This window comes from Bacillota bacterium (assembly GCA_040757085.1).
Lineage (GTDB): Bacteria > Bacillota > Sulfobacillia > JACIYH01 > JACIYH01 > JACIYH01.
Genome location: JBFLXJ010000027.1, coordinates 1 through 14,814 on the forward strand (window position 1 = coordinate 1; position 14,814 = coordinate 14,814).

At 66.7% G+C, this 14,814-nt stretch carries 14 protein-coding genes; 1 reads left to right on the forward strand and 13 read right to left on the reverse strand.

Annotated elements, in window-relative coordinates; translation table 11 throughout:
* Positions 1-172: 172 nt before the first annotated feature.
* The 3 genes from AB1446_10345 to cpaB (AB1446_10355) form a co-directional block, all read right to left on the reverse strand.
* Positions 173-1,498: a CpaF family protein gene (locus AB1446_10345; protein ID MEW6547293.1), complete on the reverse strand. Its 1,326-nt coding sequence runs from the start codon at positions 1,496-1,498 to the stop codon at positions 173-175.
* Between the two features lie 11 nt (positions 1,499-1,509).
* Positions 1,510-2,889 carry a P-loop NTPase gene (locus AB1446_10350; GenBank protein ID MEW6547294.1) on the reverse strand — a complete coding sequence of 460 codons (1,380 nt, stop codon included), beginning with the start codon at positions 2,887-2,889 and terminating at the stop codon, positions 1,510-1,512.
* A gap of 95 nt (positions 2,890-2,984) precedes the next feature.
* On the reverse strand, positions 2,985-3,773 hold the full coding sequence (gene cpaB, locus AB1446_10355; protein ID MEW6547295.1) for a Flp pilus assembly protein CpaB: 789 nt from the start codon (positions 3,771-3,773) through the stop codon (positions 2,985-2,987).
* A gap of 297 nt (positions 3,774-4,070) precedes the next feature.
* Here cpaB (AB1446_10355) and AB1446_10360 point away from each other — a divergent pair, with 297 nt between their 5' ends.
* The gene (locus tag AB1446_10360; GenBank protein ID MEW6547296.1) at positions 4,071-5,723 is read left to right on the forward strand and encodes an S-layer homology domain-containing protein; all 1,653 of its coding nucleotides are present in this window, start codon (positions 4,071-4,073) and stop codon (positions 5,721-5,723) included.
* On the opposite strand, the gene AB1446_10365 is transcribed toward AB1446_10360, so the two are convergent.
* The 10 genes from AB1446_10365 to AB1446_10410 all read right to left on the reverse strand — a co-directional run bounded on the left by AB1446_10365 (position 5,713) and on the right by AB1446_10410 (position 14,765).
* On the reverse strand, positions 5,713-6,108 hold the full coding sequence (locus AB1446_10365) for a DUF192 domain-containing protein (protein ID MEW6547297.1): 396 nt from the start codon (positions 6,106-6,108) through the stop codon (positions 5,713-5,715). The genes AB1446_10360 and AB1446_10365 overlap by 11 nt on opposite strands.
* Before the next feature lie 2 nt (positions 6,109-6,110).
* On the reverse strand, positions 6,111-7,022 hold the full coding sequence (locus tag AB1446_10370; protein ID MEW6547298.1) for a type II secretion system F family protein: 912 nt from the start codon (positions 7,020-7,022) through the stop codon (positions 6,111-6,113).
* A gap of 13 nt (positions 7,023-7,035) precedes the next feature.
* Positions 7,036-8,010 carry a type II secretion system F family protein gene (locus AB1446_10375; GenBank protein ID MEW6547299.1) on the reverse strand — a complete coding sequence of 325 codons (975 nt, stop codon included), beginning with the start codon at positions 8,008-8,010 and terminating at the stop codon, positions 7,036-7,038.
* Entirely contained in the window at positions 8,007-9,416 is a 1,410-nt protein-coding gene (locus AB1446_10380) for a CpaF family protein (protein ID MEW6547300.1), read from the reverse strand. Before AB1446_10380 ends, AB1446_10375 begins: the two co-directional genes overlap by 4 nt.
* Complete coding sequence (locus AB1446_10385; protein ID MEW6547301.1) at positions 9,413-10,765, reverse strand: response regulator; 1,353 nt, start codon at positions 10,763-10,765, stop codon at positions 9,413-9,415. Before AB1446_10385 ends, AB1446_10380 begins: the two co-directional genes overlap by 4 nt.
* Before the next feature lie 12 nt (positions 10,766-10,777).
* A complete protein-coding gene (cpaB, locus tag AB1446_10390; protein MEW6547302.1) occupies positions 10,778-12,118 on the reverse strand; it encodes a Flp pilus assembly protein CpaB in 1,341 nt (446 codons plus the stop codon).
* An 18-nt stretch (positions 12,119-12,136) separates the two neighbouring features.
* Entirely contained in the window at positions 12,137-13,075 is a 939-nt protein-coding gene (locus tag AB1446_10395) for a Tad domain-containing protein (GenBank protein MEW6547303.1), read from the reverse strand.
* A 58-nt stretch (positions 13,076-13,133) separates the two neighbouring features.
* Positions 13,134-13,547 carry a TadE family protein gene (locus AB1446_10400; protein ID MEW6547304.1) on the reverse strand — a complete coding sequence of 138 codons (414 nt, stop codon included), beginning with the start codon at positions 13,545-13,547 and terminating at the stop codon, positions 13,134-13,136.
* A 146-nt stretch (positions 13,548-13,693) separates the two neighbouring features.
* Positions 13,694-13,882 carry a Flp family type IVb pilin gene (locus AB1446_10405; GenBank protein MEW6547305.1) on the reverse strand — a complete coding sequence of 63 codons (189 nt, stop codon included), beginning with the start codon at positions 13,880-13,882 and terminating at the stop codon, positions 13,694-13,696.
* 232 nt (positions 13,883-14,114) lie between these two features.
* Positions 14,115-14,765, reverse strand: coding sequence for a response regulator transcription factor (locus AB1446_10410; protein ID MEW6547306.1), 651 nt, complete (start codon positions 14,763-14,765; stop codon positions 14,115-14,117).
* Positions 14,766-14,814: the final 49 nt, after the last annotated feature.

Consider the following 14,814-nt stretch of genomic DNA (forward strand, 5'->3'; position numbering starts at 1 on the left):
CATTCCCACCGCATTTGTCAACCATATGCCCTTCCTTTTCGTGGCTACAAACTTCAAACAGAAATAACGCGGAAACCCGCGCCGCACCTGAACCTAAGCCCTGTTCAGGGCCGGGAGCTTGCGTCTAACCCCAGTACCGCCAGGAAAACCACCGCTCCCACCCACGCCGCCGTCATTTGCTCCCCCCTCCGTCGACCCAGGCGGGGACGGTCAACCCCTCCCGCAGCACCCTTTCCGCCTGCTCCCGCCCGAACACCGCCCCGTCCATCCTGTGAAACGTCCCGGCACGGCCGTCCTCGCCCACGTACCGGTATACCGGGCGCAAGGGAGGCCCTTCCCTGCAGACCAGGCTAACTTCCAACACTCGCCTCCGGCCGTCGTGAAAACGTGCCTGTTGTACGATCACGTCCAGGGCGTTGCGGATCTGCCGCCTCACGGCCGGCAGAGGAAGATGAGCATCGGCCGTCAGAACCATGTTTTCCAGCCTGACCAGGGCCTCGGCACTGGAGTTGGCATGCAACGTGCAGGCGGAACCGGGGTGACCCGTGTTCATGGCCTGGAGCATGTCCAGAGCCTCCCCGCCCCGGCATTCCCCCACCACGATGCGATCAGGGCGCATGCGCAGGGCATTGCGGAGCAACTGCCGCATGGTGACTTCGCCCTTGCCCTCGGCGTTGGGAGGGCGACACTCAAGACGCACCACGTGAGGAAGATCGATGCGCAGTTCGGCCGAGTCCTCAATGGTAATGATGCGCTCTCCCGCGGGGAGGGACGAGGCCAGCGCGTTGAGGGTGGTGGTCTTACCTGAGGCTGCCCCACCGTTGATCAGCACGTTGAGCCGCCCGCGCAAGCACAGGGCCAGGAACTCAGCCATCTCCGGACTCATGGTGCCGAGGCGAACGAGATCATCCAGCGACAGAGGGCGCCCCGGAAACTTGCGCACCGTGAGGACAGGCCCGACCAGGCTCAGGGGCGGGATGATGACGTTGATGCGGGAACCGTCGGGTAACCTTCCGTCCGCGTAGGGCGAGGACAGATCCACGCGCCGGCCCAACGGTGCCACCATGCGGGTGATGAGGTGCATGAGGTCGTCCTCGTCCCGGAAGGTGATCGAGGTGGATTCCAGCCTTCCATGCCTTTCCACGAATACCTGCCCGGGCCCGTTCACCATCACCTCGGTCACGTCCGGGTCAGCCATCAACGGCTCCAGCGGCCCGTACCCCACCATGGCCGAGGTAAGTTCATCCGCAAGCGCTTCCCGGCTCAGGCGGGCGTGTCCCACGTTGTCCCGCACCAGCGTCTGCAGGACCACCGACCGTAGCTTCTCGCGCCGCTGGCGGTCCCGTCGCGCCTCGCTGAGCAACTGGCCGTGCTCCTCCAGCAAACGGGGCTGCAACATCCGCAAGAGCTCGTCCAGCGTGGGCGACGCCTGCCCATCCGCCCCGGGGTGAGCGGCCGGCGGAGGAACCGCAGCGAGACGCCTCAGCAATCCTCCCATGGCGCTCCCCCTTAAGATCTGCGCAGCCGCGGTGAAACCCTCCGGCCGAACCACCCACGCCGGCTGCACTCGCCGTGCTGCATGGAATCATCGCCCACGGGGTACATCCTCTGGGCCAGATCCAGGAGGGCTGTCGCCAGAGGCCCGGTTTGGCGAAGCACATACGGGGTACCCTCCATGACGGCTCTGGCTGCTCCGGGGTCGTCCGGAAGCAGCGCGGCCGGGGCGATCCCCAGAAAGGCCTGAATGTCGCGGACATCGGGGCAACCTTCCCGGTACCGGTTAACCACCAGTCCCACCGTGCTGCGGTGTATGCCCAGCCGGGGGACGAGGTCCAGGAAGACCCGGGCCTGGTACAGACAGGCGGGGTCCTGCACCACTAGCAAGAGGATGCGGGTAGCTCCCTCGAGGGCCTGACACAGGGCCTCGTCGCAGGGGCTCGGTGCGGTATCGATCACCACCACCGGGAAACTCCCCCTGGCACTGGCCAGAATATTGCGAAGGTGATCCTGCCCTATGAACTCGGCCAGTTCCGGCCGCAAAGGACCCTTCAGCACGTACAGCCCTGACCCGGTGTGTCTCACCAGGTGCTCCCGCAGCACCTCCGGGCTGATGTCCCGCCCGGAGTTGACCAGTTCCAGGATACCCGGCCCCCCCTGCAGGTTCAGGTGGATACTGGCGTCGGCGGAGGGGAGATCCCAGTCCAGCAACAGCACCTCCGCCCCACGTGAAGAGAGAGCCGCACCCAGGTTAACGGCCACGAAGGTCTTCCCCACGCCTCCTTTGGGACTGCACACCGTGACCACCTGGGGCGCGGGAAAGCCCTCCCACCCCCAGGGACGCGGTGCCGCAAACGCCCCCTCTCCACCCGTGCCCGCTGGGACAGGAGAAACACCCGCAGGCCCGCGGGAGGGCTCCCGCCGGTCGGTGACCACCCCGTGAGGCGCCCCCGACCGGGCGGGCGGAAACGATGGGGTGGGCGGCGCCGGCGTGGCAGGCGATTGGGTCGGCGTCTGCCTGCACCCGTTACCGCCCCCGCCCGCCAGTATCTGGCGGACGGTCTCTACCAGGCGGCGGTAGTCAGGGGGAGAGGGGAACAAGTACCAACCGGCGGGGAGCGGACCCGCGTCCCGCCCATCAGGCCCGGATACCATCACCACAGGCAGGTCGGGAAACAACCAGGCGAGGTTGCTGACCAGGGCCGCCAGGTCCCAGATCCCTTCCAGATCGGTGGTAAGCACCAGGACGCCCGGATGGCAGCGATCTATGGTCCCGAATAGCAACTCCGCCTGGGTCACTTCGGCCGCCGGCGCTATGCCGCTGCGCTTCAGCGCGAGGGACAGCAGGGAATCTCGTCCTGCCAGCACGACCCCGTTCCCACTCACGGACATGTGGCGCCCCCCTCATCTCACTTGCCTGCCGCTCGCTCCTCGGGACCCGACCGCCCGCCATGCTACGCCCCCGTGCCTGCGCGGTAGGCGGCCTCTCAGGGGGGCTGCGGAGCACCCGTCCCGCCGGGCCCCGCGTCGCCCGCCACCCCACTGGTCGGAGGCAGGTAGAGGTTTTCCCATCCCACCCCGGACGTCAGTACCGGCTGCGGCTCGAGCGGACACAACATCAGGTACAACGAGCCATGTTCGAGGGCGAACGCCAGCCTTTCCGCCTCCGCCGCGCTGACGGCCACCACCACCCCCATGGGAAGCTCCCTTCCCTGCGGCCAGGGCTGCCCGCGCTCATCCCGCACCGCCAGCACCCTTAGTCCCTGCGCGAGCACGCGGGCGATGGCAGGCTGCCCCGGGTCATCGCTCACGAAAAGCACGTCCACCAGACGGCCCGAGGTAATCGTGCCTCCGCCGGCCCGCTCGGCGGGAACGGGCAGCAACATAGCCCGCAGATGGGGCAGCAAATCGCAACCCACCCCTGCTTCCGCGGGTGACAGCGTGCGCACCCGGAGCACCTGCTCGCCCGCCACCAGCTCCACCTTTGTCACCCGTCCCACTCCGTCGCTCAAACACGTGAGCGCCTGGGGGTGAACGCCATCCCCCGGCAGCATCGCGACCCGCAGGTCACCCGGTTCCAAAACTTTCCCCGCCCGCACAGGTCGAGCCGCCACCACCACCGGATATCTCTCGCCCAAACTGTCCAGATAAAGATACACCGTCACTCCGGCCACCACCGCCAGAACGAGGCTGCCTGCCATCCGCCACCTGGCCCGCAAAGCGCCACCCCCCGTCAAGCGCCGCACCCTTCTTCCCCGCCGTACTGCTGCTCGCACGTCTTTCCCCCGACAGCCCACACCCCGGCATCACCATTGAGTCCCGTCGGGACAGAGCCCGAGAAAGCGGGGAGGCGGACAGACGCCGGCGGCTCCCGGATCGACGCCTGCCCCTCCGCGTACGGCCATGCACTCCTTCACCTCCCCACCGGCACCAGCGGCCGCCACCCCCGGGGCATTCCGCCTCCCCCATTTCGACCGCATCCTACCAGGTTTGCCAAGTCTTGTCAAGCCCCCCGAAATGTGTCAATATAGGGGGGCCGGCGGCGCCCAACCTGGGAGGTGACTAACGTGGAGATGAGGACTCCAACGGCCGGGGCGGCCCCGGTCGCCAGCCTGCGCGGGCGGCCAACCACTCTCGTCTTGGGGATGCTGGTCGTCGCTGCAGCCGGGCTCCTCGCGCCCTGCCGGGCGGTGGCAAAAGATCCGTGGTACGAGGACGTCTCCTCGCGCTTCTGGGCATACCGCGACATCCGCGTCATGTGGGAGGAAGAATGTACCGACGGCTGGGCGTTCACCCGCTGGCGGTGGGCCCCGTGGAGAGACTGGGAAGAGACGGTGGCGCGCTTTTACCCCAACGATCCGATCACCCGCGCTCAGTACGCCATGGTCATGGCCAAGACTTTGCGGCTGCATCCCCAAGATGACCGCCAGCCCACCTTCACCGACGTCCCCCGGGACTTCACCCTCTACGGCGACAAGCCCGGCTACGGCTACATCGAGGCCCTGGCAGCGCAGGGGTGGATCGTGGGGTCGGGAGACGGACGATTTCGCCCCCACGACTTCATCGAGCGTCAGCATGCGGTCGCGGTCCTGGTGAGGGCGCTGGGCCTAAGTTCGTTCGCGCAACTCATCGCGCCCGAAGCGGGTCGCTGCCTGGACCGATTCCCCGACGGGTACCAGGTCGACCCCATGCTGGCCCCCCAGATGGCACTGGCGATCCGGCTGGGGATCATCATCGGGCACGACGACGGACGCCTGCGCCCCCGCGACAATCTTTGGCGCTGTCAGGCGGTGGCGATCCTGGCGCGATCCGCCCTCATCGACGCCACGGCAAACCCGCCCCACCTCAGCCCCGACGGAGACGGGGTGGAAGACACGACCAGCTTCACGTTCCGTACCCTGAAAAACCGCTCGACCCGCAGCTGGAGCCTGGCCATTGGGAACGTCGAGGGAGAGTGGTACCGCTCCTTTTATCCCGAAGGCCACCCGGGCGAGCCCCCGCCGTCTCTGGTGTGGGACGGGCGTGACGACCGGGAACGGAGCCTACCGGACGGAACCTACTTCTACCGGGCCTGGATCACCGACTCCCGCGGAGAACGGTTCCGTTCCGCCCTCAAACCCCTCACCCTGGAGCGCCGGCGCCTGTGGGGTAATCTGTACCCCTCGGAGGTCAACCCGGGGCAGAACCTCACCGTGCAAGCCTCTACCACCGGAGGGGCCCAGCGGGTCGTCGCCCACAGCGACGGCGTCACGTTTGAACTTACCCCCTCTTCGCCTCCCCTTCCCACGGGAAGCAACACCTGGAGCGCGGCCCTCACTGCTCCCGGCCACGCGGAAGAGGGGACCAGGCAGGTAAGGCTGGTGGCATCCTTTCCCGGCACCACCAGGACTCTCAACTTCTACTACTACCTGCGTGATTCCATCACCCTCACGGGAACCCTCGATCCGAACCCTGCCCGCGCCGGTGGCCCAATTCGCATCGCGGCATTCACCAGCACCAACGCGTCCTCGGTGAAGGCGGAACTGCCCTGGGGGGAACCCCTCACCCTCCAACCCAGCCAGCCGGGCAGGTGGCAGGGATCCTTCCGCACCCGCCCCGACACCCCCGAAGGCACCTACACGGTGATGCTGGAGGCGCAGGCGGGAACAAGACGCAAGCGACACCCCCTCCAACTCGTCATCGAGGGTTCCACCCTGCAGGACCTGGCCATCATTCTCAGCGACTGACGCCGGGGACGGCTCCCACGCTCGCCTCCACATCTTCCGCCAGGGCCATCTCGATCCGGTCACCCACCACGGTACCGGTCCGCGCCACCGTACCCGCGGGGAGCTCGAGCACGTAATAGCTGCCTTTCACCCAGGGCCCGCAACGGTTCGGTGGCATCGTGGTGGCGACCCGGATCACCCGTCGCTCCTGGGTAATGTAGACCACATCGATGGGAAACCTCATGCCAAAGGTGTGTACGGCACGGCAGGGTGCCATAAGCAACCCCTGTCCCGGAAGGAGCGCACGCTTGCCCAGCAAGCCCCGCAAGCGGACCCAAAAGCTTTCCCCCGCCAGCGCGTTCTCCGCGAGCACAGCCCCCCGGGTAGCGTTCGTGACCCACACCATCTTCACCGCTGGAACAGCACCCCCATGATGCGCAACACAGCCGGCCCCAGTATGATCACGAGCAGCGAGGGGAAAATGCAAAACACCAGCGGGAACACCAGCTTCACCGGTGCCTGCATCGCCTGCTCCTCCGCTCTCTGCTTCTGGCGCCTGCGCATCTCCTCCGATTGAACACGCAAGGCCCGGGCCAGACCGGTGCCCAGTTGCTCGGCCTGTATAATGGCCGCCGCAAATGCCTTCAGTTCGGGGAGACCCACCCGGCTTGCCAGGTGCTCGAGCGCGTCTGCCCTGGTAGCTCCCAGATTGACTTCCCGCAGGTAAACCTGCAATTCCTCGCTCAAGGGACCCGGCACCTTGGCGGCCACCTTTTGCAGCGCCCCATCAAACCCCACCCCGGCCTCGACCGAAACGCAGAGCAGGTCGATGGCGTCCGGAAGCCTCTTCCTGATGGCCGCCCGGCGCCTGGAAATCACCCGCGACAGGACGAGGTCGGGCATACAGTATCCCACGACGGGCCATGCCAGCAGCGACAGGATGCGGCTTCCTCCTGACCCCGCCCCCGCCCACACAAACGCGAAGGCCAGGCCTCCCACTCCCCCCAAGAGCTTCGCCGCGAGCAAACTGTCGGCAGGGAAAGGACGCCCCGCCTGCTCCGCCTTCTCCTGTAACGTCCTGCGCACGCGAGCCGGCGTCCAGCGCACTGCTACCTGCTCCAGGTCGCGCAGGAGGGGTGCCAGCGCCCGTTCCCGCAAAGGAGCTCGGGCCTGGTGCACAGGTTTCTTTGCCCGGCTGATCCATTGCAGGCGCTTGGCCATCAACGCCTCTTCCTCTGTGGGGGCAAGGGCGGCGTACGTCACCGCCCATCCCGCGAGAAAACTGAGTACCAGCAGGCCCAGGCGCAGGTATCCTTCCATCGCGCCGTCCACCTCACATGTCCACGCTTACCAACTTGCGGATGATGAGGAAGCCAACCACGGACAGCACACCGCAGACCGCCAGCATGAACTGCCCCGGGGCGCTGTTAATCATCACGTCGAGGTACTCGGGGTTGAGCCACCGTATCATCACCCCCAACGCGAGGGGCAAAGAGCCAATGATGATGCCGGACAGCCGCCCCTGAGCGGTGAGCGTTCGGATCTCCCCGCGGAGGCGCATCCGTTCCCGGATGGTCTGGCTCACCCGCTCGATCACCTGGGCCAGGTTGCCACCTGCCTCTCTCTGCACCATCACGGCGGCGACGACCAGGTCGAGGTCGGAACTGCCCACCCGCGCTGCCAGGCGGCGGAGGGCGTCTTCAAGGGGGACGTTCACCCGCGTTTCCTGCACCACCCGGGACAACTCCGGGCCCAGGGGGGCTGTGATCTGCTGGCCCACCGCATCGACCGCCTGCAGGAAGGATTGGCCGGCGCGCAATGCCCCCGCGATCATCACCAGGGCATCGGGGAGCTGGCGCTCAAAGGATGCCACCCGCCTCTGCAAACGCAGCCTGAGCCACGCCGCCGGAAGAGCCGCCCCTCCCGCGGCACCGCACAAAGCCACGATAGGATCGCGCCAGAACAGGCCCAGCGCGGCACCCATGAGCACGGCGATCAGGGTCAGAACGCAGAACTCGGCCGGCGCAAGGTCGATGCCCGCCCGCAGCAGGGCGCTCTCCAGGCCCTTTGGCGAGACGCGCCCAGCGGCGCCCCGGCCCAGTCGGGCAGCTGCCCTACCCACTACCGCGAACACACGGTGCTTGATTCCCACGCGCCCGCCCGAGGTGCGACCTGCCGGGGCCGCCTCTTCCCGCCGGCGGGCCCTCTCCCACCCCGTCCGCGGGGTGGCGCCGTGCGGCCAGATGGCCCACAGGGTTGCAAGAGCAGCAGTCATGAATACGCAGACGAGCAGATGGAAGATCGTCACCTCACATCCCTCCCGTCGGGATCGAACAATCCCGGTGGGAGTTCCACCCCGCTGGCGCTCAGCCGGTCCCAGAACCGGGGCACCATACCGGTGGGCCGGTGAACCGCCTGCAGCTTCCCATCAGGGCCCACTCCGGTTATGTCCAGCCGGAATATGTCCTGGAGTACGATCACATCCCCTTCCATCCCCTGCACCTCTGTCACGTGGGTGATCCGGCGGGTACCGTCTTTGAGGCGCGCCTGGTGGATGATCAGATCCAGGGCTGCCGCTATCTGCTCCCGCACCGCCCGCAAGGGCAGGTCCATCCCGGCCATGAGCACCATGGTCTCCAGTCGCGAGAGCAGGTCCCGGGGCGAATTGGCGTGTACGGTGGTCATGGAGCCGTCGTGACCGGTATTCATGGCCTGGAGCATGTCCAGCGCCTCCCCGGTGCGGACCTCCCCCACTACGATGCGGTCCGGCCTCATGCGCAGGGCATTGCGCACCAGTTGCCGGATGGTGATCTCCCCCGCACCTTCCAGGTTGGGCGGCCGCGCCTCCAGCGAGACCACATGCTCCTGCTGCAGCTTCAACTCGGCCGCGTCCTCGATGGTGATGATGCGTTCGTGCCGGGGGATGAAGGATGAAAGGACGTTGAGCGTGGTGGTTTTTCCGCTCCCGGTCCCCCCGGACACCACGATGTTCAGGCGTGCCAGGACCGCCGCGCGCAGGAACTGACATATGCGATCGTCCATGGTGGCCAACCGCACCAGATCGGACGCGGTCAAAGGTTCCCGGCTGAACTTGCGTATGGTCAGGGTGGGGCCGGTTACGGCCACCGGCGGTATGATGGCGTTGACCCGGGACCCATCCGGCAGGCGGGCATCCACCATGGGGGAAGCCTCATCAATGCGCCGACCCAGGGGAGCCACGATGCGCTCGATGAGGTCCAGCACTTCCTTCGGTCCGGAGAAACGGACGGAAGTAGGCTCGATGCGCCCGTTCCTTTCGATGTACACCTGGTGCGGCCCGTTCACCATGACCTCCGTCACCGTAGGGTCATCGAGGAACGCCTGAATGGGCCCGTATCCTACTATACTGGCGGCGATCACATCAGCGAGGCCGTCCTGCTCGAGGGGCGGCACCCCTTCTTCGCCCAGTACCTCCAGGATTACCTCTCGCACCTCCGGGCCAGGCGCGGCTTGCTCCTTGCGGGCCGCCAGGCGCTCCAGCAATCTGGCCTGGGCCTTGGCCCTGAGAGCGGCCACCGCCGCCTGCTGTTGTTCTCCCGCCGGGGGTGGGGCACAACGTTGCTTGGGGGCCTCCTGCTCGCTTCCCTGACCTGGCTGGAACGAGGCCCCGCGAGGAATGTATTTCTGGACCGGCGAGGGATCGCCCCTCTCGACCACACGGCGATAAAGGCTCATAGTCCGCCTCCCAACCACCTGACCCATTCTCCCGGCCCCCGCCCCACCGAGAGCAGTCGCTGGTAGACAGAGGGACGGCGCTCCGCGGCTTGCCCGGGCGCAAGCGCCCCCCTGCGCTGTCGTTCACCGGCCGGCCTCCGGGTAGAGGCTTCAGCCGGGCTCTCCGCCACCGTGCCTGCCTGCCCATAAACCGGCCCTGCCAGGCTCTCTCCCATCGTGACCAGGGCACGGGCTGCCTCGCTACGGCCCCTCTTGAGCACGAAGGGTTGGCCCCGGTCCGCAGCCGCTGCTATCGTGGGCTCGTCCGCAGGGATAACGTACGAGACGGGATGATCCAGACCGCGAGATATCTGTTCCAGCTTGATGGACCGCTGGGGATCGTAGCGGTTCAGCACCAGCCGTACCTTTTCGGCGGGGTATCCCAGCTTACCCAACAGGACGTCCAGCAATCGCCCCGTGCGGTACAGCGCAGGGATCTCGGCGGTGGTGACCAGCATGATGACCTGGGCAGAATCGAGGGCCATCAGCGTAGCCTCGCGAAAGGTGCTCTCTGTGTCCACAACCAGGTAGTCACAAAGCCGGCGCAGACGTGAGATTACCTCCGAAACGTAGGGCCGGCCCGGTTCCTTGCGGGCCTCTCCGTCCACCTCCGCCGCCAGGTGTGGTTCCGGTGGCGCCGCCAGCAGGCCGGGAAGACCCGACGAACCCGGCGTGACAGCTTTCCAGACCACGTCCTCTGTGATCTCTCCCTCGCGGCGGCAGAGGTCCACGATGCTGGTGCGCGGCTCCACGCCCATCAGGACGGCCGCCACTCCAAACTCCAGATCCAGGTCCATCAGAACCGTCTTGCGTCCGCGCAAAGCCAGCCAGGACGCCAGGTTGACGGCCAGGGTGGTCTTCCCCACCCCTCCTGAACCGAAGAACACCACGGTGAGGGCTCCCGATGCGGGGAGCGGAGTGGCAGGGAGATCGCCGATGCCTTCCCCGGCAGCCCTGATGGCGGTGAGCAACTCCTCCGCACTGAAAGGCTTAACCAGATAATCTCTTGCCCCTGCCCGCATGGCCCTGCGGAAGTCATCGGGAGTTGACTCCACGGATACCACGACCACGGCGGTGGCAACCTGGCCGCGTACGGCCTCCGCCACCTCTGCACCATCCATGCCGGGAAGACGCAGGTCCACCACCATCACGTCAGGCCGCAGGGTCACGGCCATGGCAACGGCTTTCGGTCCGTCCTCGGCCTCCCCCACTACCTCCACTTCCCCCGAACCCGCCAGCATGGCCCTCAGGGCACTCCGCCAGACAGCAGAATCCTCCGCAATCAGGACCCGGATCCTGTCTTTTTCCACGATCTCACTCCCTCACGGGCCAACCCACAACAAAACCAGCATCTCGCTGTTGCCCCGGATGACCTGCTCGGAACGGAGGACTGCCGGTAGAGCGAGACGCGAGAACCCCTCAGGAGCCGTCAGACACTGAGGGCCGAGAAGGCCGTACACGATCAGGCAATTCCCGGCGCCCAGCGAAATGTTGGCGGTCAGGCGCTCCGCGCCGGGCCGGACTTCCTCGATCGGGTAGGCCACACCGGACCCGTCGCCGGCTACCTCAGCCCTTTCCTTGGGGATATCCAGGTATCGCAACTGGGCTACGCCGGTTAGACTCCGGCTCCGGTTGTCAGCGCCTGCCACCAGCACCTCAAGCGAAAAACCGTAGTTGAGCCATGACAGGCTCCCGCGGCCCGTAACCGGCACACTGGACTCCAGCTCCCATCGCACCGGGGCACCGGACCCGCCCACCAGATCGCGCCGGGCAACCACACGAGCCTTCCCCGTACTTACAAGAGAATCCAGTGCACGGAGGAAAGCTGCGTCTCTCTCGCCCATCCCCGGCGGCCATCGCGGCCCCAGCCCGAGAGTGGTAAGGAGGGGCGACGGCACCTCGAACACAGCCGCCGTCCCGCGGAAGGGGGGCCCGGCGGAAGGCCGGAGCCGGGCAGTCCCACCTGCAGCAAAGGAGGATGTGGTGAGCTCGATCTCGCCTCGGGTCCACTCCCCTGCCACCGGGCGCAGGGCCAGGCGGATGCGCCCGGTCTCTTCCGCCAGGGTGAGAGCGATGGCCTGCTCCGGCGTGACTGCCAGGGTCACCGAACGCAGCTCCCCGGCGTCTCTGCCCCCGGCAGCCACCTCGGTCGCCTTGCCCACTGCCAGGACCTGCACATCTTCCAGAAGCAGGCGAGTCTTTTCCGCCCCGGCCACCTCCTGCGAGAATGTGGCGATGACGTCGACCCGGTCACCCGGCTGGAGCAACCCCGCAACCGCCTTCACTTCGTCGGCGGCCACCGTCACCGCCCGGTACCCGGGAGGGACGTGCGTGCCCAGGCCGGCCCCGCCACCCGGAAGCACCAGCTTGCTCCGGAACACCAGTTCACCCGGCACCAAGGGAACCCGGGTCACCTTCCCCACCACCTGGCTCAGGTCGCTCATTGTCTCCGGTCCGGTGAGAGCGGGGGGTACTGCCTTCAAGACCAGGTCGGACGCCGCCAGGGTGGTCCCCGCCGCCACCGCCCGGGCTGCTGCGACCACCTGGACCTCTTCCGGAGGCTCCGGGGCCACCCTTTGTACCAGGGCGTATGTCCCCGACACGGCAACCAGCCCCACAAGTACGGGAAGCAGAACGAGCTTCAGTACCTGCCTGCGCGTCATGCCCGACCCCCCACAACCTCAGCGGATCAGCCTAACCCCCAGGGCGTGCCACGGACGTGCCCGGTCCCAATCCCCCAGATCCCCCGCGGTAGCCCGGCGTACGAAGCGCCCGATGACGCACGAGTCCGATCCCGTCCCGGAGCAGTCCTCAAGGTAAAACCAGGCGAAGCCTACCACGGGGACGTCGTCCCTACCCTGCACGCCCGAGAAATCCACCACGGGTACCAGAAGCAGGCGCGGAGACTCCGGAGCAAAATTTTCGAATGTTTCTCCGGGACGTGCCCTGGCCAGACGGGCCTGAATGGCCCGGCGGGTCGGGCCGGACATGTCGCCCGGCTCCGTCCGGAGCCGGTCACCGACGCGAACTACCTGGTCCCAGCCTTGGGCCAGTCTTTTTTCGTAGTTGTATGCCCCCTGCCCGCCCAGAGCCAGGGCATGGAAATTCCCGCGCTCCCCTTCACCCCCGGCCAGTTTCAGCGCGTACCTTTCCCCCACCGTAAAATCCCCATCGCCCACCCCCAGGGGCACGATCCCCCGCGTCCCGGCCAGGGGTGCCACTGCAGCCTCCGCCCAGGTAGCAACAGGCAGGTGAGCCACACCCCATATCCCCGCGAAGGTGGTGCCGGGGTCTGTGGCGGCACTGACCCGGACCACGCTCGGCGGTTCGCCCGGTGCGGCCACCTGGCCGCGTACCTCCCTGGCGGTCATGACTTCCACCTGCACCTGGTCCGGGGTGAGCCCGTGGCGGCAAGCGTACTCCAGCGCCACCTGCTGGGCTCTTTCGGGGTTATCGGGAAGTTCCACCACACCGGCCAGGGCCGCCGCGTCGACTGCGTCCTGCAACTCCATGCGGGCCAGATAACCCCGCCCCGCATCCAGGGCCAGCGCAGCCACCCCCATGAGGCTGGCGCCCACCAACGCGACCATGACCAGCACATATCCCCGCTCCCCGTGCACGTCTCTTCACCGCCCTCACAACCGGAGCGGGCCTCTTCTCCCGATGATCGGCTGGTATTCACTCGATACGCATGCAGACCCGCCTCTCTACCAGAAACAGGTGGCCCAGAAGGGGCTCGAAAAGGCCTACAACGGGACGGTAGGCAAACCGGACCGTCACCTCAAGGAGTCCTCCTGTGAACCTGGAGGAGGCGGGGGGAGTTATCAGCACCTCCAGCCGACTCGGGTCAAGCCCGGGGCAGGAAGCTATCACACGGTCCACGATGGCCTCATCGCCGGCTCCCGTGGCGCCGACGCGGGCTCCCTCCCGAGCAGCGTGTTCCACCGTGAGATATACGCTGAGGAGCATGCCGAACTCCAAGATACCCAGCAGGAGCACGACCAGGACGGGCAGGGCCAGGGCCAGCTCCACCAGAGCCTGTCCCTTCTCCCCCCAGGCCAAATCATTCTCTCGCCGAGGTCGCCTGTTCACCGGGGGCTACCTCCCTGGTCCACATGGCACTGTCTGCCGTCGGCCCCTGCATCGCGGCACGCCATCCTGCCCACGGCGCCTTCACGACCGCAGCTGAAGAAAACGGGTCCCACCTTCCGGCGGGACCCGATGGGCAGCGGGATTCACTAGGGTCCTGGCAAGGCAAGCTTCTCCTTGATGCCAGTGAAAAGATCGCTCAGCCTGACGCCCAGCGCACCCAGTGCGACGATCACACCCACCGCGATGAGGGCGATGATGAGGCCATACTCCACCAGCGACTGTCCCTTCTCGTCTGCGTAACGCGCCCGCAACCACGAGACCAGGTAGTTCAGCATTGGTCAACCCTCCCTTCCTGCGGAGTTACCGCCCTGCGGTCCCTGACCGGGCTTCTGGAGACAAAATAGCAGGCCCAGGGCCTGCCCAGCATGAGTCTCTTGGCCTCATTTTCAGCCCGGGACCTTTGGCCAACCGCAGGGGACCGGCGGACCCACTCCGTCCCTGAGTGGTCCCGCAGTGGGGGTGAGGCAGACCGACGACAACCCAGTACCACCCCCGTCCCGGAGAAAGTCAGGCTCTCCGGGCGGGTATCAGCCACCCCTTCTGGTAACACAACGCCAGCATCTCCGAGCGGCCTTTCACTCCCAGCTTGCTGTAAATGTTGCTCAGGTGGTTCTTGACCGTTTTGGGCGTTACGTAGAGCCTGCGCGCTATTTCAGAGGTACCGAAGCCCTGGGCGAGCAAACCAACGATTTCCCATTCCCGGGCGGATAACCCGCCCGGACCCCCCCTTTCCCCATGTCGGCAGGGAATGCTGGCGAGTTTTTGGGCGACGGCGGAATGAATGAAAAGTTGACCGCGAGAGGCTGCTCGGACGGCGTCTACCAAAACGGAGGGGTCTGCTTCCTTCAGCACGTATCCGTTCACACCCGCCCGCAGGGCCTCCTGCAGGTACTGAGTCTCGTCGTGGATGGTGAGGAGGACGATGCCCAGCTCGGGCCGGGCCTGGCGGATGGCTCTCGCCACCTCGATGCCGCTCAGGCCCGGCATACTGATGTCCAGCACCACCACACCCGACGGCATCTGGGCGGCCTTCTCCACAGCATCCTTCCCATCGGAGGCCTCCGCCACCACCCGAAAGGACGGTTCCAACTCCAGCACTGCACGCAGACCCTGGCGGACCAGAGGATGGTCGTCGGCTACCAGTACCGCGATTTCCACCCCGGACCCGCCCCCTTCCATGAGCTACCGCGCATCTCCTGACACGCCC